Genomic DNA, 20,451 nt, shown 5'->3' with positions numbered 1-20,451 from the left:
TAAAATGAGTGAAGCTAGCTGGGAGAGCCTGCGCCATTGGCAAGAAACCTCCATCCAAGATGACGAAGGGCAAACAGGAATTTGCTTTGGTCTTGCTGTTACAATGTATTTCAACTCCGGTCACACCAAAGAACAACGAATAGCCGCGCTAGAATGCTTTAACGAATACGACGACATGATCGGGAAATTGCTCCGATGGCACTCGGTCGGCGCAGAATCTGGACGAATGAGCCCCGTCACCAAACTACAAAGCCGCGATATGTCACCGTATCTGCTTTCCGCACTATGGGAAACCGACGATGCACGAGACCACGCGTGGGCGTTTTGTTGGCACGGTGGAAAACGACCGTACGATGCCTCACCGATCAAGATCTTCGGGTTGGGCAGCCCCCAAGCTAAAGCCGAACTAAAAGGCTTTCAATCCTTCTTGCAAGTGAGTTTTCCGGTGCTTTGGTTCGACAATAGAGTTGAAGAATTTATCCTCATGATAGAACGTTGGTGCCAGAGGTTACAACCAGCGCATGGTTATGGCGGCATTACGCTGTTGGAGTCTCCTGATTCAGGCCTCGCTCACAAGTTTGCGCCAGACATCGCAGGTTTTGCCAGTCGCTACCCTGGACTGGAGGTGGATGTACCGATAGCACATGAGTTTGCCACTCGAAACGGGATAAAAGGAGGAAACTGGCTAACAGTACTCGCAACCGAATTTGTAGAGAAGCTGGGAGGAATAGGTGAAGTGAGAGAGCATCTAGGAGAGCCTTTTGTCGTTTTGCCATATTCCAAAGGCGCTATAGTCATTGCTGGCTCGACACCTGAAGTTGGTGACCGCAACCGGAATCAAGACACTCCACTTTATCGCAGACTAGCAAACATCCTAAGACCCATTCGGATCTCCCACCATGCGAGGCTTTACACACGCGGTCTCTTTGCCGAGGAGGGACCGTTTGAAGCTTGGCTAGCACGTTTTGACGAATGACGTTGCCGGAACAAGAACATCAACCTATGTTCTTTGCCCACTCCTTTACCCGTTCCGCGACCGGCAGATTAGATGGAGCATCCCCGAAGTGATGCTCGAACGCTTGGCCAACTTGGCTCGGCTCTGTGGTAAACAGGTCGGCCTGCCGGGCCTCTGGGAATAGCTCCAGCAGCGCGCCGCCGGCTGCAACCGCGAGCGCGGGTTGACGCATCTGATGGACAAGCCAATGCAGGATGGTCCGGTCGCCCAGCATGCCGGCGCCACGTACGGCCACCGGCGCCGTCTCTGGAGTCTTAAGAAGCCCACCCATCCAGGCGCGCACGTCCTTGTCAGGTGCCGCCTTGACCGCGGCACGCAACGCCGTCAGTGCGTCGGGTCCGCCGCCGACTGCCACCCTTCGCAATTCAGGGCTGGCCAGGTCCCCTGAGCCGAGTTCATTCAGCGCCCAGGCGGCCCAAAACCGGGTCGGTTCGTCGGTATCGTTTAGGGCGGCTCTCAATTCGTGGGCGAGGTCCGCGCGTTTAAGCTTACCGGCAAGGCGCAGGCTGGCTGCGCGCACGCGCGTATCCGGATCGCGCACAAGTCGCGCCAGCATCTGCTTCGGGTCGACGCCATGCCCGAGGCAGGCCGATAACCCGAGAAATCGCTTGAAGGCATCCGGCGCCCCGATCCAGTCCCGCACCAGTGGGGCGATGGTTACAGGCTTGTGCCACGCCAGCGCGCCAACCAACCCGCATGCGTCGTTCTCGCTTTGACGGCCAAGTTCGACCGCCTCGGCCACGCGGCGGTCGTCGTTCTGCTCAATCGCCATCCATCCGTAGAGGAACAGTTCGCCCTTTTCGGGGAAGTCCTCATACGCCGCCACGATAAACGGCCAGGCGGCCGTTCCTGCGATACGGAGGCCATCCAGGTTGGCTTCCAGCCGCCGGTCAACACCGGCGATCACATGAAGGTCCGGCGGATCCTCCGCCATCAGCGTATCGCGCTGCATCCAGAAGAACGCGGCTTGCTCTGCGTGCTGTCTGACGACATCCGGTACTATGCGCCGCTCCGGCGCGCTTTGCGATTTCGGCTTTCCGGTTGCCGCCAACATCAATTGAGATCGATCGATCCGCCACGGATACGATTGGCGGCGCTCGCCTGGCTGGTGACGTAGGTGCCGCGAATGGTGATGCGACCATCTTTTTCCATGAGGATCGTCGCCTTGCCGCAACGCAATTCGATGCGCTCCTCGCCGATGATGCGAATGCGCTCGCCGTCGCGCACGACCTGGGGCGCAGTTGTCTTGCGCGCTGGCTCGACGATGCGGCCGACGATGAGCGGTTTGACGGGGTCGCCCTCCTGAAAGAGCAAAGCCACCTCTGAGCCGACCATATCGGACGTCAGTGCGGTCAAGCTTCGCGCCGGCAAGGCTGTCTCTTCCGGATTGCCGGGAAATACCACCAGCGGCGATGCGGCATCGTCGAAACCGAGAAAGATGCCGATCACCACACCATCAATGCGTTCGCGAACGTCGCTCATCGCTGCACCCTTAATTCTCGCCGATCTTCGAGCCCTTCATCGTAATGTCGCCGGACGCCTTGATGCTGACAGTGCCGGAACCTTTGACCGAAATGTCCTTGCCTTCAATGCCAATCGTGCCATCTTTCTTCATCATGATCTTGGCCGAGCCGCACTTGATCAGAATCTCGTCGCCTGCGTCTATCACCAGCTTCTTGCCGATTTTGATCGTGCCATTGCCGGTGACCGAAATGGCACTGTCTTTGCCGACGGAAAGCGAATGCGCGCCGGCCACGGATGTGGAATCGTCCTTGCCCACCGAAGCGGTGCGTCCGCCGCCGACCGTCGAGCCTTGATCCTTCGCGATACTCTCGGTATGGCCGCCGCCTATGGACACGCTCTGGTCGGAGGCGATCTGCCAGCTGTCGCTCGCTCCTATGCTGTGGTCCTGCGCTGCCCCAACTGTCACAGACCGTGTCGCGCCAATCGTGTTTGTCTGCGGGCCGCCGACGCTTCGCGTCTCGGATGCTCCGACCGAATCGACACGCGCCGCGCCAACGCTCACCGTCTGTACAATCCCCACTGTCTGAGAATGATTGGCGTCGATGTTTTCCGTCGAGTTCGACACGACATGGATGGTTTCGTTGGCCATGACTGTCAGCGAGCGGTTGGCGCCCACTGTCTCGGTGTCGTTCGAGCCGATGTTGGTGGTCTGGTCGACGCCGATCTTGACCGTCTTGTTGTTGCCGACGTCCTCGTCGAGGTTGTGGCCGACGGAGTGTTTGGCGTCGTGGTCAATGCGGTCGGACTGATCGTGCTGGACCAGCTTTGTGCGGTCATGCTTGATCAGAAGGTTGTGATCCTTCTGCGCCTGGAAATTGACCAGTTCGGAGCCGGCCTTATCCTCGAACATCAGTTCGTTGTAGCCGCCACCGCCTTTGGAAGAATCCGACTTCCAGCCCGATTGTGTGGCGTTGCCAGGCAGGCCGTAGGGCGGCATCTGCGAGGCATTGTAGACCCGGCCGGTGATGATCGGCAGGTCCGGGTCGCCTTCGATGAAGTCGACGATGACCTCCTGGCCGATGCGCGGTATCTGGATGAACCCCCAGCCACTGCCGGCCCAACTCTGCGACACCCGTACGAAACAGGAACTGTTCTGGTCCTTCTTGCCGACGCGGTCCCAATGAAACTGGACCTTCACCCGCGCATATTTGTCGGTGAATATCTCCTCGCCGGATGGACCGACCACCGTCGCCGTCTGCGGGCCGCGCATGATCGGTCGTGGCGTGGTCCGCGGCGGGCGATAGGGCAAGGCTGTCGGCGCCACACCGAGGACCACTTTGAAACTCTCGCTTTCGACGTCGGCCTGGGCTCTATAGCCGGGGTCAAACAGCCTGTATTCGGCGCTGACCACCAGATATTCCTGGTTCTGGTCTTCGCGCGGAAAACCGTCCAGCTTGAACGTGCAGCCGGAATACAAGCCGCGCACGGTGCCGGCCGCGGCGATGCGCTGGTGCAAGGCCTGGATCTCCTCGCGCCGGATCGAAGCCAGGCTGTCGCCCCGGCTTACTTCGAGATGCGCGCCCGGCCGGCGGTAGTTCTCACCCGCGGACAATTTGTGACTGAACGGCTGGGCCGACTTGGCCATAAGGTCGGCGCCCGGCTTCTTGAAATCATAATCGGTGTGGGCATAGGCGCCTGGGCGCACCGAGCTGCCCGGTATCCATTCGGTGATGTATTCGACGTCGCGCCGGGAGCCCTGACCTTCAAAGTTATAGAGCACTTTCTCGTAGCCCGGCGCAGGCTTCAGCTTGCTCATCGCGTCAGCCAGGACAAGCGTATGCTTGCCGTCATCGTGCTCGAAGAAATAGAAGATACCTTCGTGCTCCAGCAGCCGCTGCACAAAGTCCAGATCGGTCTCGTCGTATTGCACGCAATATTCACGCGCCGGATAGGACCCTTGCAGGCGTAGATCGAATTCGGAGATGCCGTATTTCTTGAAGACATCCTTGACGATGTCGACGACGCTCTTGTTCTGGAAAATATAGCAATCTGTGGTGTTGCCGAGAAACCAGAGCCACGGCCTCATGACGGCCTCGTAGTAGGCTAGCCGGTCCTCCATGCGGGTGAGCCGAAACTCCGACACGATTCCACTGAGCCAGCGCTTTGGATCGGATTCACCTTCGATCGAGACAGGCCCGCCCAGCATCTTCAACGGGTCGATATCGGAGTCTGTGCTCACGAACCCGACCGTGTAGGCAAAGCAACGGCTGATCTCATCGCGTCCGACAAGATGCGTGAAGGTCAGCAAGTCGGAGCCAACCGGTGTGCGGACAACGGTGGCACGTTCATTCGGCATGGGTCGAGCCCCCTCCTGGACGCGGCCGCCAATGTGATGGATTTGAAGTTCCCGCTATATCAACGGTGTCATTAGCGGTGTTACGTTCAGGAACTTTCCAAATCCGCCACGCCAGGCCATGTTTAGCCTACCACATGTTTTCCCGCTGACCAAAGAGGACAGGCGGGCGACAGAATCTTATCCGTCGACTCGTCGGCTTGAAACGCCGCTGTCCTGTTTTGCCTGCAAGCTGCTAGAATGTTGGAGTATCGATCAACGATCGACGGCGATCTTGGATGTACATCAGTCTGCGGATCAACAATGTCGACGCCCTGCTCGCTGGCACCTCGACCAGCTACGTGGCGCGTGATAACGGCTTCGAAATCGGGCGCGATGCTTGTGACTGGACCTTGCCCGACCCCGACAAGTTCATCTCGGGTCGGCACTGCGAGGTTCGATACGAGGCGGGCGCGTTCTGGCTGCACGACATCTCGCGCAACGGGACCTTCATCAATGGATCGAGCCAGCGCATGAGCGGCCCGCATCGGCTGGTCGATGGCGACCGGATGCTGATCGGCCGCTATGTCGTCTTAGTATCGGTCGAAGAAGAGCGCGCCACGGCAGACCACCCCAGCCGCGATTCGACACAGCGGGAAACGCCGGTCGCGACAGGCCGGCCGCTGGAATTCGGAGATGGGCCTTTCTTCGAGCCCGCGCAGCAACGGTCCGCACAGCGCAGTTCCGCGCCGACATTCTCGTCGCCTGCCCTGCCCTCAACCAGGGACGAGGTGCTGCGGGAGATCGCGATCGCAGCCGGCATTTCGCCGGAATTGCTTCAATCGCGCGACCCCCATGAAGTTGCCGCCGAAATCGGCGCGGTCTTGCGGGACGTGGTCGAGGAGCTGACCCTGCTGCTGAAAGCACGCGCGGCCGCGAAAATGTTGGCCAAAAGCACACAGCGAACGATGATCAGCGCCGCCGACAACAATCCGATGAAGTTCGTTCCAGGAACCGACGACATCCTGGAAATCATGTTCGCCCGGCGCAGGACCGGCTATCTTGATGCCAGGCGCAGCATCGAAGATGCATTCCGCGATCTCAAGACTCACGAGTTTGCCACTTATACCGCGATGCAAACCGCGCTCTCCCGGCTGCTTGACGACCTGTCGCCCGAGGCGATCGGCAGGAAACTCCCGCCTACCTCGTTTACGAAGAAGAAGAGCCAAGCCTGGGACGTCTATGTCGCGACATGGCGGACCATGGAGGAGGCACATGAAAACGGCATGCTTGATATATTCCTGGCCTATTTCAGCGAGGCCTACGCCAAGGCCGGCAAGCAGAAATAGGAGGTCCCAGGAAGGCACGGCCCCGGGAAACGTATGGCCAAAAAGCATATGGCCAAAAATGCATGGCACGGCAGTCGGCGAAGAAAAGTCTCGCTGACGCCCGGCGTCCGGTTCCAATCGACGATTTCTGAGATTACGATCGCATAAGACAGTTCGCCAAGCGGGTAAGACTCATTGAGCTGAGGGTCTGCGGCAAATGTCATGTCACTGCGTGATAGCATCTTCTAGCCATTGCCACGGCCGGCAGCGGCTGTTTTTCCTTTACCTGGCCGGAAACGGTTCTGCGCCCATCTCACCCCATCGCCGGCGCCCCGCCTGCACGGACGATCTGCGATGAGTTCGAAGGACGACCCCTTCGGCCCGGCGGGCAAGACGGTCATTCGCGCAAATCCGCGGAGCAAGCAAAAATCGACGCTAATTCCCGAGCTGCCCGTCGCGGACAGAGGCCAGTCCTCTCCAATCAAGGATTCGACGGTGTTCGATCCAGGCGGCGGGTGGTCGCCAGGCTGGGCATCCGGAACCGTGATTTATCAAGGTGGCCCCGGCGATGTTGGTGCGCCGACAGGCTCTGCTGGGACTGCGCCGAGGACAGGCATCGAGCAGGAAAGCCTATTCAACGCCGGGAGCGGCATCAAATACGCCGCGGCAAACCCCATTCTCGCCGCGGCGGCACCTTTGCTGATGCTGCTCGGACAGTTCAGGCTCTTGCCCGTTGAAAGACAGGCGGCGCCATTGGCGCAACATGTCACGGAGGCGATTGAGAAATTCGACCGGATAGTTGAGAAGTCAGGCGTTGCCGAAGAGGATGCCCGGATTGCGAAATTCGCCCTCTGCGAAACCGCCGACGATCTCATCGGTAACCTGCCGTGGCCCAGGACTGACGCCTGGGCGCCACACGGGATGCTGCGGCAATTCTTTCACCTCGAGCCCACCGGCACCGGCTTCTACGAAGCGCTGAACAAGATCCTGGCCAGTCCCGAAAAACACTACGATCTGCTCGAACTGATGCATGCCTGCCTGTCGCTGGGTTTCGAAGGCCAGTATCGAGGCGTGACGCGACAAGACAACAATCTCGAACGCGTTCGTCGCGACGTCTACGAGACGCTTCGCTATTTCAGGCCGCGTTCCGGTGGAGACATCTCGCCGCATTGGCAGGGCCTAGCGGCGACGATGGCGCAGTCCTCCGCCCGCCTGCCGCTTTGGGTCGTCGCGGCAGCGGCGACCGCGTTGCTGACAGCGGCGTTCTTCGCATTGCGGGTCTTCATCACCAATGAAGGCGAGGCGGTCGCGGGTGAATTGCTGGCGCTCGACCCATCAACACCAGTCGTCATAGAACGCGCCAGCGTGGCGCCGTTGGCTGAGCCGGCGAAAGTCACCCCACCAGCGGCCACCGCGCAGATTGATCGTATTCGTGCGGCATTGGCCAAGGATCTCGAAGGCGGCGGGCTGACCATCGGCACCAAGGGCGACTTCATCGTCGTGGAGATCAACAATCTCCTGCTGTTCCAGTCCGGCAGGGCCGAGGCGAGGCCGGAATTCCAGCCCATTGCCACCGACATCGCCGCGGCTCTGGAACACGAGCCTGGACCAATCCGGATCGTCGGCCACACGGACAATGTGAAACCACGAAAGTCGAGCGCGTTCAAATCCAATTTCGACCTTTCCGTCGCCCGGGCGAAGGCAGTCGAAGTGTTGATGGCAGTGAAATTCAGCGATCCCTCGCGACTGACGGTCGAGGGTAAAGGCGAGGACGAGCCAATCGCCGACAATGCGACACTGGATGGCCGCGCCAAGAACCGCCGTGTCGATGTGATGATCCCCCGGGAGGAAACACTGTGAGCACGGCCCGCTGGAACCACCCATGACGCGTTGGCTGTTGCGGATATTCAGCGTGATCGCGCTGGCCGGCTTCGTCGCGGCAGTGTGGTTTGCCGGGCCATTGATCCGCTTCGCCGACATCCGGCCGCTCGGACCTGGGTGGCTGCGCGCGACGATCATTGGTGTGATCCTCGCGCTGCTGGCGCTTTTTTACGCGCTGCGTTTCTGGAAAGCGAGGAAGGCGCAAAAAGCGCTCGAAGCCGTCGTTGCGCACAATGCCGACCGCGATGACGATTCTCGGGTGCTCGAAGCGCGGATGAATGAGGCCGTGGCGGCGCTCAAACGGTCGAGCGGCAAGCGCAACTTTCTCTATGAGATCCCCTGGTACGTTGTCATCGGCCCGCCGGGTGCCGGCAAGACGACGGCTCTGGTCAATTCAGGCCTGAATTTTCCGCTTGCCGGTTCGGGGGACGCCCAACCGGTGGCCGGTGTTGGCGGAACACGTGCCTGCGACTGGTGGTTTACCGATCAGGCCGTGCTGATCGACACCGCAGGTCGTTATACGACGCAGGACTCCAATCCCGAGATTGACAAGAAGAGCTGGCTCGCATTCCTGTCACTGCTCAAGAGGTACCGCACCAGACAACCGATAAACGGCGTCATCCTGGCCATCAGCCTTGCCGATGTGATGAGCTTCGATGATCAGCAGCTTGATGCCCACATCGTCGAGATACGCAGCCGCCTGAGAGAAATTCACGAGACGCTGAAGATCCAGTTTCCCGTCTATCTGCTTTTCACCAAGGCCGATCTGGTTTCAGGGTTCACGGATTATTTCGGCGGTTTCGACGAGGCGCGCAGACGCAAGGTATGGGGCACGACATTCCAGACGGCGGAGCGCGATAGGAACATGGCCGCCGCGGCTCCTGCCGAACTCGATGGGCTGGCGGAACGACTCGCGGACGAGATGGCCGACCGCCTCCAGGAAGAGGCTGATCCGGTCACGCGCATCTCCATCTTCGGCTTTCCGGCTCAGTTCGGCGCGCTGAGGGGGCGCATAACCAGTTTTGTCGCCGGTCTATTCGACCCGTCCCGCAGCCAGGTGAACGCCAGCCTGCGTGGACTCTATTTTTCGTCAGGCACGCAAGAGGGAACGCCCATCGATCAGGTGCTGGGCGCAATCGGCCGCAATTTCGGGGGCAATTCCCGCCCGCATCTTTCCGGAACCGGCAAAAGCTTCTTTTTGCATGATCTGCTGACGGACGTCATTTTTGCCGAATCGGGATGGGTTTCGTATGACAAATCAGGTGCGAGGCGGGCGGCGGTGGCCAGATTTGGCGGCCTCGGTACGATAGCGCTGATCGCTGCTGCCGCACTCGGTACGCTCGCTCTGAGCTTCGCGGCCAACCGCTCGCTGATCGCGTCCGCAACGGTTGCTATGGGCCAGTATCGCGCGACGGCGGAAACGCTGCTCAAGGCGGCCACGGTTACCGATGTGGACCTTGAAAACGTCATCGGCCCGCTCGACCAGTTGCGCGACCTGCCGGCCGGGTTCGAAGCCGCTGAGCTAGCGACACCGATCGGGGAGACGTTCGGCCTCAGTCAGCGGGAAAGACTTCTTTCCGCGTCCCGGACCGCTTATCGGAAAGGCCTGGAACGCATGTTGCGCTCGCGCCTGCTGATCCAGGCCGAGCGAACGATCCAAGCCAAGATGGGCGATCCCGCCGCACTCTACGAGCCGTTGAAAATCTACCTCATGCTTGGTGGCAAGGCGCCGAAGGTCGATGACGCGCTGATCGTTTCCTGGATGAAGCAAGATTGGGAACAGAACCGATACCCGGGCGAAAACAACCGCGAGGGACGAGCGCACCTCGAAAAGCACCTGCGCGCCATGCTCGCCTTGGACGACGCCTACGACCCCGTTTTCGAACTGAACCAGCCACTTGTTGAAGCCGCACAACGCTCTCTCGAACGCATGAGCCTTGCCGATCGAGCGACCGCTTTGATCAAGTCGGCGATCTACGCGGCGGCGCTGGATGACTTCTCCGTTTCCCAGCAAGGTGGTCCCGAAGCCCAACTGCTGTTCGAACGTATCGATGGCAGCGAGCTGGCGGACCTTCGTGTTCCCGGTCTCTACACCAGTTCCGGCTTCAACAGGTTCTACCTTGCCCAACTCTCGCGCATTGCGCAGATGCTCGTCGACGAGCAGTGGGTTCTCGGTGGTGGCGGAGAGCAAGGCGACATCGATCAGCAATTGCTCAGGCTCGGCCCCGAACTTCTCGATCGCTACGGCAAGGCGTTCGCCGTCGCGTGGAACAGCGTTCTCGACCAGTTGAAATTCAAGGCGATGCTGACAGACAAGCCGCACTACACCGCGCTTTCAGCCGCTGCCTCCCCCAATTCGCCGATAGAGCGGCTGTTTTCGGCGATCGCCAACGAGACGGCGCTGACACGGGACCCAGGTGACGGTCCTGGCGCCGAGACAGAATCCGCGGCTCAAAACCAGCAACGCAGCGCCGCAGAATTAGCCAAGGGCTTAGCCCGTATCGGCATACACATAGCCAACGGCAAATCGCAAATCCGCGCCGGCGCACAGCCCGCTGACGTACAGAACTTGAATCTGGGCGCGAACATTGAAGCGCGATTCAAATCATTCCAGGTCCTGGTGAACGGGCCCACCGGACATCGCCCGATCGACGCACTAACCCAGAACTTCAGCGACATCTATCAAAGCCTGCGACTGGCCACCGAAGTTCCTTCGCAGGTGGAGCGGCTCAACGGTAATCTGCAGCTACAGATTGCCACCCTTCGCGCCAATGTCTCGCGTCTGCCCAAGCAACTCGGCCGGATGGTCAACACGACGGCAGATGAGTTCGAAGGTAACGTCGCCGAAACCTCGGTGACAAACTTGAACCAGATACTCGACCAGACGGTCACAGCCCCCTGCGAGGCAGCGATCAACGGCCGTTACCCCTTCGACGGGAGCAGCACCGAGGATGTCGCCATGGCCGATTTCGCGAAGCTGTTCGCCCCAGGCGGACTGATGGACCGGTTCTTTGCACAAAATCTGGCCTCGCTGATCGACATGACCGGCCAGGACTGGCGTTGGAAACAGGATACGCGCTTTGGACGCAACTTGTCGAAATCGACCTTGAAGGACTTCCAGTTGGCTGCGGAAATCCGCATTGCCTTTTTTCCATCGGGCGCTTCAGTACCCTCCGTCAGCGTCACCTTTACACCCTTCTCGCTGCATGGCGATGCCGACATGGCCGTACTTGATGTCGATGGCCAGACCGTTCAGAGCAACCAGACCGGAAATGGGCCGAGCACGGTGACTTGGCCGACCGGTACGGCTAGCCCATCCGCGAGCCTCAGCCTGACACCAGAAATGCCAGGGCGCCAGTCCGCCATCACGTTCGAAGGGCCGTGGGCCTTGACGCGGCTTCTGAGCAAGGCGGCTATCACGGGCAACGAGGGCAGCATGCAGGCCCGCTTCGTGATCGGCGGGCGCGACGTCACCTACACGATCCAGACAGGGTCCGGCACCAACCCCTTCCTGCTCCCTGCCCTTTCCGGGTTCAGCTGTCCCAAGGCGTTCTGAGATTGAGATGATCCTGGGCAGTAAGCCGCAGAAGCGCAAAACCAGGCACACACATATTTTAGTTTTCGATACTCTAATGTTTGAGCCTGTGGCAAAGTGGCACGAACGCGCCCGAAGGTGCGCCGCGGAGGACGCTGGGTGAAGCGTTTGGTGGCAAATTGAACAATGTCGCCCTTCCCATTGAAAGCTTCGGCGTGAGCCACAGAGGCTGTGTGCGGGAGCTCAATGAAGACAACTACCTGGTCGAGCCCCAGGCTGGCCTGTGGTTGGTCGCCGACGGGATGGGTGGTCACGACGCCGGAGAAGTCGCTTCAGCCAGTATCGTCAATCATCTGGCAACGATCGGGATTGCCAGCTCCGCACCGGATCTTCGGGCGCGCTTCGAAGACAGGCTGAGCAGGGCTAATGCCGAGATCCGCCGCATCTCCCAGTCTCGCGGGATAACAATCGGCTCAACTTTTGCCGCCCTGCTTGCCATAGACGGGCGGTTCGCCTGCCTCTGGGCTGGTGACAGCCGCGTGTATCTGATCCGCGAGGCCTCGATCTCGCAAATATCGAAGGACCATACCGAGGTTCAGGAACTCATCGATAAAGGCATGCTCACCGAAGCCGAAGCGCTCACCTGGCCGCGCCGCAATGTCATTACGCAGGCAGTCGGCGTCAGCGACGAGATTGTCATCGATTTCCAGCAAGGTGAAATCCTGCCGGGGGACATCTTTGTGCTGAGCACCGATGGCCTGACGGCGCATGTCACCGATGCTGAGATCAAGGCTGCGACAGTGTCCGCGACACCTCAGTCGGCGTGTGAAAACCTGCTGGAAACGGTTCTGGCGCGTGGCGGAACAGACAATGTGACCATCGTGCTTGTCAGGGTCGCGGGCGGATACGACAGCCAGTCGCCCCATCCAGCTGCGTACAAAGCGCGGGGGCGGGGCTGATGAGCGCCGACGACAAGACGCGGATATCGCCAGGCGCGGCCAACACTGCCGTGGGCACGCAACTGAGCGGTATCTACGAACTTGACGAGCGGATCGCATTCGGGGGCATGGGCGAAGTCTACCGGGGCCACAACATCCAGACCGGCGACCACGTCGCGATCAAGATCGTTTTGCCGGAATTCGCGCGCGACCAAACGATCTTGTCCCTGTTTCGCAAAGAGGCAACTATCCTGAACCACCTGTCGCATGACGCGGTCGTGCGTTATCACGTCTTCACGATCGATCCGGGGATCGGTCGTCCCTACCTCGCCATGGAATTCGTCGATGGAGCGTCGTTGTTCGACATCATGCGACGTGGGGCGATGCCGACGGGAGAGGTACGAAAGCTGTGCCATCGCCTCGCCTCCGGTCTAAGCGCCGTGCACCAGGCCGGAGCAATACACCGCGACCTCTCGCCGGATAACATTATTCTGCCGGGGGACCGGGTTGACCGTGCGAAGATCATCGATTTCGGCATCGCACGCTCGGCGACGGTGGGCGGAGAGACCCTGATAGGCGGAAGGTTCGCGGGAAAGTACAACTATGTTTCGCCCGAACAACTCGGGCTCTACAGCGGCGACGTCAGAGAGCAGTCCGACATCTACAGCCTTGGGCTGGTATTGGTCGCCGCCTTGCGCGGCAAGCCGATCGATATGAGCGGCTCGCAGTTCGAAGTCATCGAAAAGCGCCGAACCGTGCCTAATCTCTCCGATATCGATGACGATTTTCGCGGCATTGTCGAAGCCATGCTTCAACCGGATCCGCGAGACCGGCCCGTCAGCATGGCCGAAATCGCCAGGATGACGCGTGATGAAAACGAGGAGACAATCCCGCCGACTTCCCTCACACCCCGCGTTAGGCCGGGTTTGCCGCCGATAGGGCAAGCCGCGGCTCCAGCCAGCAAGAATGAGGTCGAGCGGCACGACGAGGCAGCCGCGACGGGTTCAGGTGGGCCGCGCTTCGTCCAGCATGTGCGGCCCGCGCATTTGTCTGGACCGCCGCGTCCGGGCCCCGTCGGCGCTGCACGTACCGCCACAGCCGAGGCGCCTGGCAAATCCACAAGGACCCGAACGATCGCGCTCTGTGCCTTGGCGGCGCTAGCCGTGGCCTCTGGAGGCGGCCTTTATCTGGGCGGCGTCATGACGCCTGCGACGCCGCCTGTCGGCAAGACGTCGCTTTCCGCGGCAGAGCCAGCAAAGCCCGCGCCCCAAACGTCACAGCCCGCCGCTACGCAGAATGCGGCGAACGCGCCCGAGCCGCCACATGTTGTTCCGCCGGCGCAGCCGAAAACGCAGGCCGGCACACCGCCGGCCGAGGGCAAGCCAGATGCTGTGGCAGCTCAAAGACTGCCGTCGGCCAAGCCTGTCGACATACCTCTACGAACCGAGGCGCCGCCGAAGCCAATCCCGACGAACGCGCCGCCGCCAGGAAGAGCATCGCCGGCAATCCAGCCTGACATGACGGCCAGCGATAGGCAAAAGCCGACTTCCCCCGATACGACCGCTCCAACCCCGCCAGAAGCCGAAACGATCCCAACTCCGCTGCCGGCTGAGACAGAGGTTGTCGAGATCAAAAAGCCCGAACCACAGGCCAGCCCGCCGGCCGCCCCAATCCCGGAACTGAAATCGAATGCAGGTCCAGCGGTGGATGCCAACGGCAACAGCCAGATTTCTGCATTGCCGACAGGCAAGCAGCCGAACCAACGCGTTGTAGCGTTGAACGTGCCCAAACCAGCGATCCCCCCGGCGGTCGACGATATCGCTCAACGCGTCGCCTGGGTTCGCGCCTTCGGCGGCGGCGACTGTTTCTATGCCGCCGTCACATCTGCTACCGACAAGGCCGCCGCAATCGAAGGATTTGGCACGGCCGTCCAGCCATTCGAACGCATGCTCGGCGATTTCCAGGCAAAATTCCATGTCGAGCCAGACATCAGCGTCCGCCTCATTGAGCCAAGCCAATGCGAGGTAACCAATTTTCTGCGCTTTCTGGGACAGACCGCGGCCGACCAGCCGCAGCTTGTTCTCGACCGAACATCTGTGCCGAACGGTACGCCGATTAGCGGTACATTGGTAACGCGCAGAGGGCTCATCTCCAGCGTTCTGCTGATCGACCACAAAGGCATGGTGTTCAATCTCGACGACCGCATCGTCACGGGGTCGGACAAGGCGACCTTCAGGATCCCGATTGGTCTCGGCACGGCCGATAAGGCTGCTGGAAAGTCCGTGCCGCAGATAATACTGGTGATCACGGGCCCTCGCGACATTCAGTCGGCTGCCTTCTCCGATCCCACGCCAGCTTCGGCGCTGTTGCCCAAAATCATCGAGGAAGTCGAGACCGACGGATCTCGGTTCTCAGCCACTGCCAAGTATTTCCGGCTCGGCGGATAGCGTGGGCCTAGCATGGAACGCCGCCGCTGGTGTTTGACCGCTTGGTCTGCCCTGCCCGAAAAGCAGCAGGTCCGGTTCCAGCCCTATCTGCCCCGAGGGCGCGCATGAAACTCGCGATCATTTTGGGCGCTCCCCTCGCCCTGCTGTTGTCCAGCCAAGCGCGAGCCGAGTTCACGGTCTGCAATCAGACACTCGATGTCGTCAATCTCGCCGTCGGCCAGAAGGTCGACAATGCGGACCAGACCGATGGATGGTGGACCATCGGCGCAAACCAATGCGTGAACGTTATCCGGGAGGAACTGACCAACCGCTACGTCTACATCTATGCAACTGACGTGTTTGGTCATGCCATCCTCGCCGGATTGACCGAAATGTGCATCGAACGGCGACGTTTCTCGATCCGCGGCAGTGACGAATGCTGGCAGCGCGGCCACATCACCGCCCGGTTTCTGGAAGTCGACACCCTCGAACAGGTGCGGTGGACCTTCTTCCTGACCGCAAGCAATCCGTGACACACCATATCGACACGAGCTTCAGACAGAAGAAGCAGGCGCGCGCCGCCCTTCGCAGGCGCACGCTATGGCGTAGGTTGATGGTGGGTTTGACCTCGGCTGTGCTGCTTTGCGTGGCCGCCGGTTTTTACCTGACCGCGGACTATTGGTCATTCGGCGACGAAGACGAGGAGTTGCATGCGGTCGAGGGGGCGGACGATGTGCCGGCCGACGCATCCGTCTACGTGCCAGCGCTGATCGATCTGGCGGGGGACCCGATGTGGATCACCCTTGCGCCAGATGCCGGCGCCGCAACCAAAGGCCGAGTGGTCCCGCGTCCGGCAGAACTCGATCAGGCCGACGTTTCTCCCCAGCTCGAAGTCCTGTCAGACGTCATGCTGAGCGCCAGCGAAAAATTCATGACGACGATACCGTCGACGCAGGAGGATTTCGCATTCTTCCAAGCGCAACGAAAAACCGCTGCCGCGCCATCGGGCGATCTGGAGAACGATCTTCAGCCCTCGCCTCCCGCCAGGGAACTTGAAGCGGCTTCCGGTCAGAAAGCCGACAGCGACGATCCCGAAGCCGGATGGGGTGAGACGATCGATGCAGGCGATGCAGCCCTGCCGGCATTCCAGAAGACCGAGATCGAGAACAACACGAGCGTCGTAGCCGTCACCAATGAGTACCAGCGATTCGCGGCGACCGAAGACACGTTCGTAAAGGTTCTCAATGATCGCAGTCTGGACAGCGTAGCGTTGGATGCGCACTTCTCCGCGCAGGATGCCAAGCTGGCAGGCGAGGCCCTGAGCGCGCTTTTCCACCGGGACGGCCTGGCAGCGGGTTACGTCGTTGCGATGCGAGGGTTCAGGCCGACGCGCGACACGAGCGCAATGTCCCTGATGCAGGTTTCGATCTACGCCAAGAACCTGTTCGTCGGCACGCTGACGCGCAACGGCGCGGGCGCCTTCGTGTCGGGTGTTGATCCCTGGGTTCGCGAAGATCTGTTCAACTATTCGGGCGCACAGGAAGAAGGTACGCATAAACGACAGTATCGTCTGCTCGACGCCATCTATTCGACGGCAGCCCGCAACAATGTTCCAACCGGCGTGATCGGCGAGGCGATCATGTATCTTTCGAGAGGACAGGATCTGGACGCCTTTGCAAGCGAGGACCAGCGTCTGGTGATGATCTATTCACAGACGCCCAGGGGCAAGGACGAGGGCGCGGGACGGGTTCTGTATGTGGGCGTGCAGGGGAGCGAGAAAAGCCTCGACTGTTTTGTCTTCCAGCAAAGCGACGGCCAGTTTGCGTGTGTTACAGGTGACGATCAGGTACGCTCGCTGACAGTCACCAACGGCATGGTCACGCCGGTGAATGGCGTCATGACCTCTACCTTCGGACCACGAAAGCACCCCATTCTGGGGACCGTGCGCATCCACAAGGGCGTCGATTGGGCGGCACCCGTCGGCACGCCGATCGCAGCCGCCTTCGATGGCGAGATCACCTTCCAGGGCGATGGGGGAAGCTACGGCAATCTGGTCAAGATTTTGCACAAAAACGGCCGCGAGACGCGTTATGCGCACATGCAGAAATTTGCAATCGAAGCCGGCGTCGGCACCAAGGTCAAGGCAGGCGACGTCATCGGCTATATCGGCACCACCGGATTATCGACCGGCCCTCACCTGCATTTCGAGCTTTACCAAAACGGCGAGGCGATCGACCCCTTGGGCACGGTTACCGCGGTCGCATCGAACGATTCCGCGGTCGAAACGCTCACCGAGCGCATCGTTCACGTCGAAAGTGGCGGTAGTGCTCGCGCCAAGAATCCTAATTCTTCCGCGACGGGCGCCGGCCAGTTCATAACCAAGACCTGGATCAGGATGATGAATACCTACCGCCCGGAGCTTGCACGCACGCTGTCGACCGAGGACCTACTCGCCCTGCGCTACGACGCCACGATCTCGCGAGAGATGGTGCGCAACCTGGCGCGCGAAGGCGAGGCCTACCTGCGCCAGCGCGGCCACCAAATCACGGCCGGCCGGCTCTATCTCTGTCATTTCCTTGGAATGGAAGGCGCGCATCAGGTTCTGTCGGCATCAGGTTCGGCGCAGCTGAGCGCTGTCCTGGGGTCGGCCGTCATCCAGGCCAACCCGTTCCTCACCGGCAAGACAGCCAGCTACGTGGTGGACTGGGCCGAAAGAAAAATGGGCCAGAAGCTGACTCATCTGGCAACCGACGCCGGGTCACAGACAACGACCACCGAAATCCGTCAGACGTCGCCGGAGTTCGAAAAATACAAACAGGCCATCACTGCTCTCATGGGCTCGATCCCAAATACGCTCTGAGCGTCAGGTCTGGCATGAGTTTCTTGCGCAGAAGGGTTCCCCCTCGGTTTGCCGCGCAGTTTCGACGGTTATTGCGTTTTTATCCGCATTTCCACGCGGCGGTTGGCAGGATCGTACGGGTTGGCGTTGCGAGGGTTCTTCTCGCCCATGCCGACGGCGTTGATGCGCGCGGCCTCGACACCGCTGGCCGTCAGGAAAGCTGCCACCGATTTCGCTCTTCGTTGTGACAGACCTTCGTTGTAGCGCAGCGTGCCCGTCGCATCGGTGTAGCCTTCGACGACGAAGTTGAACGTGCTCAGCCGGTTGTCTTTCAAAGCCTTGGCAAACTCTTCGAGCTCAGCGCGCGCGGTTGCGTCGAGTTGGGCCGAATCCAGCCCGAAATTGATCAGCATGTCGAGGTTGGATCTGCCTTCCTGCTGCCCATTGGTGTTGCTCTTGTTGCACTCCTCTTCGGAACCGACACAAATTCCTCGAGATTTGCCAAGATCGGCTGCGCCGGCAAAAAACTTCACGATGTCTTCTGATTTCCGAGCCGGATCGGCGGAAGCATGGTTCGAGAAAAACACGACCGCCAAGACAAAGGCTGAACGACTCCACTGCATAGCGCTCCTCCTGTTTGAGTATCCGATTTTGATCGATCGCGAACATATCAAATTCCAGCGCAATTGTCTGTGGCCAAACGTTGGAGGTGCGATCATCGCGACTGTTTTGGCCGTGGCACGGCTTGAGACTTGACCCGCGCCGTGCCTGAGGCTTGAGTGGCCAAAGTTCCTCGATGAAAGCGCGGCGTTCATGGCCCATGGGCTCCGATTCAAAACGGCACGGGATCTTTTCGCAGCTTGTCCCGCTATCACCAGGGACATGCGCACTCCTCCGACCGAACAGCACTCGATCGCGTTTTGCCGCGACCTCCTCGCCGGGCGCATTCCTGAGGAAGCGATTACATTTTGCGCCTACCTGCTTCCCGAGCGGGCCGCGGTCTGGTGGGCCCACGAATGCCTAAGCCATCTGAGCGACCTCTTCGATGAGACCGATCACCGGTTGCTCGGTCTTGTCCGCGACTGGGTGAGCGAACCCGACAGCCCCCGCCATCGAACAGACGTCAGAGCCGCCGCGGCAAAATCGCCAACAACCCCGGTCGGCTGGATTATCCTAGCTGCGGGATCGCGTGAAGATCGGTCAGCCGTGGCCGCGATGCCGGCACTGGATTTGCAGCCTTCTCCTGCTGCCTATGCAATCAATGCCGGAATTCTGGCCGGTCTGGCACGCGTGGCGCTCGTGGACCGCTTCTCGGTGCTGTCGGCGTTCGTCGAAATCGGTATCCAGATGGCCGAGATCGAGGCCCTCCACCAGTCAACGGATGCATCTTAGGGGCACTCGCCCACAGGACCGGCTCCCACAGAACTGGAGGACGCCCTCCGTCCCGCCTACTTGCAACCGCCTTGAGCCCATTTGGCGAGCGCCACCTTGAAGCGTGTCCCAAGCGGATGCTGCAAGCGCAGAACGGAGACATCGTTGGCGGCGAAATTCTTCGCCTGATCACACAGTCGGGTCTCGTTCCACTCATGGCAGCCGTCGCAGTGCTTGCCCTGCCATACCGAATTGTCGAGGCCCTCCACCGGACTGAAGCGTGGCTCGCCTTTTATGAGCTCCGCAATACTCTTCCCATCGATTTCGGGGTCACCGAAATCGATGGGAACGTCGAAAAAGATCGGGTCGTCAGAGGCGAGTTTTGGGATTTTCTGACGGAGCACATTGAGTGCGAGTTGGGCGTCATTGGCGGAGCTCGACGGATTAGCAGTGGCATTGCGCGTATCCGAGTCGCCTTGCGGTCCGGGAACGCCCGCCTCACCGACGATCAGCGGTGCGTTGAGATCAACCTTGTGCAGGACGACCTCGGTGGTCAGCGAGACGTTGCTCCAGGGGCGCTGCTTGCTAGCGGTTGCCTTGAACACATCGGCGGTAACACGGTTCATAGCCTCAGTGATGGACACATTTGTCTCGCCAATGTGCGCAAGCAACGCCGAGGTGAACGGCGAATGTTTGCCGGATCCGTCGTAGGCGACCTGATTTGGACTGGTGGCGAACGCGACAAGCGTACCGGCACCGCCATTCTCGATCGAGATTTCCGCAAGGCCGCTTTTTGCTCCCCTGACGCCGGCGGTCTTTGCCAGCACCTCGGCTAGAGGATTGTCGCGACAGGCGTCGAGGAAAATAAGCCTTATGCTGGTCTCGCGAGACATCTGTCGCAGAACGAAATCGACAGGCACCGCCTCGAAGTCGAGCGAAGTCTCGTCCTCCAGGGCGGCATCGATCGGAAGAAGATAGTTGCTGCCTGAAACCTGCAAGCCATGGCCCGCATAGAAGAAAAGCGCGATGTCCGCCCCGCGCACCTGCTTTGCGAACTGCGCTATTGTCGTCTGGGTCTGCAACTTGGTCAGATCGAAGCCGGAAACGACTTCAAAACCAAGATCTTTCAGGCTTTCGGCGATGGCTTTGGCGTCGCGCACCGGATTGGCGAGTGCCGGGGCGTGCAGATATTGGGAGTTGCCAAGTACCAGCGCTGTACGGCGCTCGGCATCGGCTGCCGTCAAAGTGAAAAGCAGCGCAACTGCCGCGAGCCCGATTGCGCGCAGAAGGCTACTGCGACGGGCGATCAGATCGAAACCCAC

Annotated in this window: 14 protein-coding genes and 1 pseudogene; 10 read left to right on the top strand and 5 right to left on the bottom strand. The window is 60.3% G+C overall.

Features of this window, described 5'->3' with window-relative positions:
* Window positions 1-4 precede the first annotated feature (4 nt).
* Window positions 5-976: a type VI immunity family protein gene (locus FJ951_RS11320; protein WP_140515100.1), complete on the top strand. Its 972-nt coding sequence runs from the start codon at window positions 5-7 to the stop codon at window positions 974-976.
* A gap of 19 nt (window positions 977-995) precedes the next feature.
* On the opposite strand, the gene FJ951_RS11315 is transcribed toward FJ951_RS11320, so the two are convergent.
* From FJ951_RS11315 to tssI, 3 genes are read right to left on the bottom strand one after another with little or no spacing between them, the layout of a single operon-like run.
* Window positions 996-2,069 carry a HEAT repeat domain-containing protein gene (locus FJ951_RS11315; RefSeq protein ID WP_140515099.1) on the bottom strand — a complete coding sequence of 358 codons (1,074 nt, stop codon included), beginning with the start codon at window positions 2,067-2,069 and terminating at the stop codon, window positions 996-998.
* Window positions 2,069-2,497, bottom strand: a complete 429-nt coding sequence (locus tag FJ951_RS11310) for a DUF6484 domain-containing protein (protein WP_140515098.1) — start codon at window positions 2,495-2,497, stop codon at window positions 2,069-2,071. Before FJ951_RS11310 ends, FJ951_RS11315 begins: the two co-directional genes overlap by 1 nt.
* Window positions 2,498-2,507: 10 nt before the next feature.
* Window positions 2,508-4,835, bottom strand: coding sequence for a type VI secretion system tip protein TssI/VgrG (gene tssI / locus FJ951_RS11305; protein ID WP_140515097.1), 2,328 nt, complete (start codon window positions 4,833-4,835; stop codon window positions 2,508-2,510).
* Between the two features lie 275 nt (window positions 4,836-5,110).
* Here tssI and FJ951_RS29080 point away from each other — a divergent pair.
* The 8 genes and pseudogenes from FJ951_RS29080 to FJ951_RS11270 form a co-directional block, all read left to right on the top strand.
* Window positions 5,111-5,380, top strand: a pseudogene (locus FJ951_RS29080) (FHA domain-containing protein); the annotation flags it as partial.
* Complete coding sequence (tagH, locus tag FJ951_RS11300) at window positions 5,381-6,160, top strand: type VI secretion system-associated FHA domain protein TagH (RefSeq protein ID WP_318013584.1); 780 nt, start codon at window positions 5,381-5,383, stop codon at window positions 6,158-6,160.
* A gap of 333 nt (window positions 6,161-6,493) precedes the next feature.
* Entirely contained in the window at window positions 6,494-7,999 is a 1,506-nt protein-coding gene (gene tssL / locus FJ951_RS11295; RefSeq protein ID WP_140515095.1) for a type VI secretion system protein TssL, long form, read from the top strand.
* 22 nt (window positions 8,000-8,021) lie between these two features.
* Entirely contained in the window at window positions 8,022-11,576 is a 3,555-nt protein-coding gene (gene tssM, locus FJ951_RS11290) for a type VI secretion system membrane subunit TssM (protein WP_140515094.1), read from the top strand.
* A gap of 158 nt (window positions 11,577-11,734) precedes the next feature.
* Window positions 11,735-12,514: a protein phosphatase 2C domain-containing protein gene (locus FJ951_RS11285; protein ID WP_140515093.1), complete on the top strand. Its 780-nt coding sequence runs from the start codon at window positions 11,735-11,737 to the stop codon at window positions 12,512-12,514.
* Window positions 12,514-14,940, top strand: coding sequence for a serine/threonine-protein kinase (locus FJ951_RS11280; protein ID WP_140515092.1), 2,427 nt, complete (start codon window positions 12,514-12,516; stop codon window positions 14,938-14,940). Before FJ951_RS11285 ends, FJ951_RS11280 begins: the two co-directional genes overlap by 1 nt.
* A gap of 104 nt (window positions 14,941-15,044) precedes the next feature.
* Entirely contained in the window at window positions 15,045-15,452 is a 408-nt protein-coding gene (locus FJ951_RS11275; RefSeq protein ID WP_181165311.1) for a DUF1036 domain-containing protein, read from the top strand.
* Window positions 15,449-17,779 carry a M23 family metallopeptidase gene (locus FJ951_RS11270; RefSeq protein ID WP_140515091.1) on the top strand — a complete coding sequence of 777 codons (2,331 nt, stop codon included), beginning with the start codon at window positions 15,449-15,451 and terminating at the stop codon, window positions 17,777-17,779. Before FJ951_RS11275 ends, FJ951_RS11270 begins: the two co-directional genes overlap by 4 nt.
* A gap of 68 nt (window positions 17,780-17,847) precedes the next feature.
* Here the strand turns inward: FJ951_RS11270 and FJ951_RS11265 are convergent, their stop codons facing one another.
* Entirely contained in the window at window positions 17,848-18,381 is a 534-nt protein-coding gene (locus FJ951_RS11265) for an OmpA family protein (RefSeq protein ID WP_140498307.1), read from the bottom strand.
* 259 nt (window positions 18,382-18,640) lie between these two features.
* Between FJ951_RS11265 and FJ951_RS11260 the strand changes: the two genes are divergently transcribed.
* Window positions 18,641-19,150, top strand: coding sequence for a hypothetical protein (locus tag FJ951_RS11260; RefSeq protein ID WP_226880417.1), 510 nt, complete (start codon window positions 18,641-18,643; stop codon window positions 19,148-19,150).
* 56 nt (window positions 19,151-19,206) lie between these two features.
* Here the strand turns inward: FJ951_RS11260 and FJ951_RS11255 are convergent, their stop codons facing one another.
* Entirely contained in the window at window positions 19,207-20,451 is a 1,245-nt protein-coding gene (locus tag FJ951_RS11255; protein ID WP_140515089.1) for a caspase domain-containing protein, read from the bottom strand.

This window comes from Mesorhizobium sp. B2-2-3, from assembly GCF_006442405.1.
Classification (GTDB): Bacteria; Pseudomonadota; Alphaproteobacteria; order Rhizobiales; family Rhizobiaceae; genus Mesorhizobium.
Note: the sequence above shows the minus strand (reverse complement) of the source record. Positions and strands in the feature narration are given on the sequence as shown.

Excerpts from the sequence above, each read along its gene's own strand:
- FJ951_RS11320 (WP_140515100.1), top strand. The coding sequence starts at position 5 with ATGAGTGAAGCTAGCTGGGAGAGCCTGCGCCATTGGCAAGAAACCTCC.
- FJ951_RS11315 (WP_140515099.1), bottom strand. The coding sequence starts at position 2,069 with ATGTTGGCGGCAACCGGAAAGCCGAAATCGCAAAGCGCGCCGGAGCGG.
- FJ951_RS11310 (WP_140515098.1), bottom strand. The coding sequence starts at position 2,497 with ATGAGCGACGTTCGCGAACGCATTGATGGTGTGGTGATCGGCATCTTT.
- tssI (WP_140515097.1), bottom strand. The coding sequence starts at position 4,835 with ATGCCGAATGAACGTGCCACCGTTGTCCGCACACCGGTTGGCTCCGAC.
- tagH (WP_318013584.1), top strand. The coding sequence starts at position 5,381 with ATGCTGATCGGCCGCTATGTCGTCTTAGTATCGGTCGAAGAAGAGCGC.
- tssL (WP_140515095.1), top strand. The coding sequence starts at position 6,494 with ATGAGTTCGAAGGACGACCCCTTCGGCCCGGCGGGCAAGACGGTCATT.
- tssM (WP_140515094.1), top strand. The coding sequence starts at position 8,022 with ATGACGCGTTGGCTGTTGCGGATATTCAGCGTGATCGCGCTGGCCGGC.
- FJ951_RS11280 (WP_140515092.1), top strand. The coding sequence starts at position 12,514 with ATGAGCGCCGACGACAAGACGCGGATATCGCCAGGCGCGGCCAACACT.
- FJ951_RS11275 (WP_181165311.1), top strand. The coding sequence starts at position 15,045 with ATGAAACTCGCGATCATTTTGGGCGCTCCCCTCGCCCTGCTGTTGTCC.
- FJ951_RS11265 (WP_140498307.1), bottom strand. The coding sequence starts at position 18,381 with ATGCAGTGGAGTCGTTCAGCCTTTGTCTTGGCGGTCGTGTTTTTCTCG.
- FJ951_RS11260 (WP_226880417.1), top strand. The coding sequence starts at position 18,641 with ATGCGCACTCCTCCGACCGAACAGCACTCGATCGCGTTTTGCCGCGAC.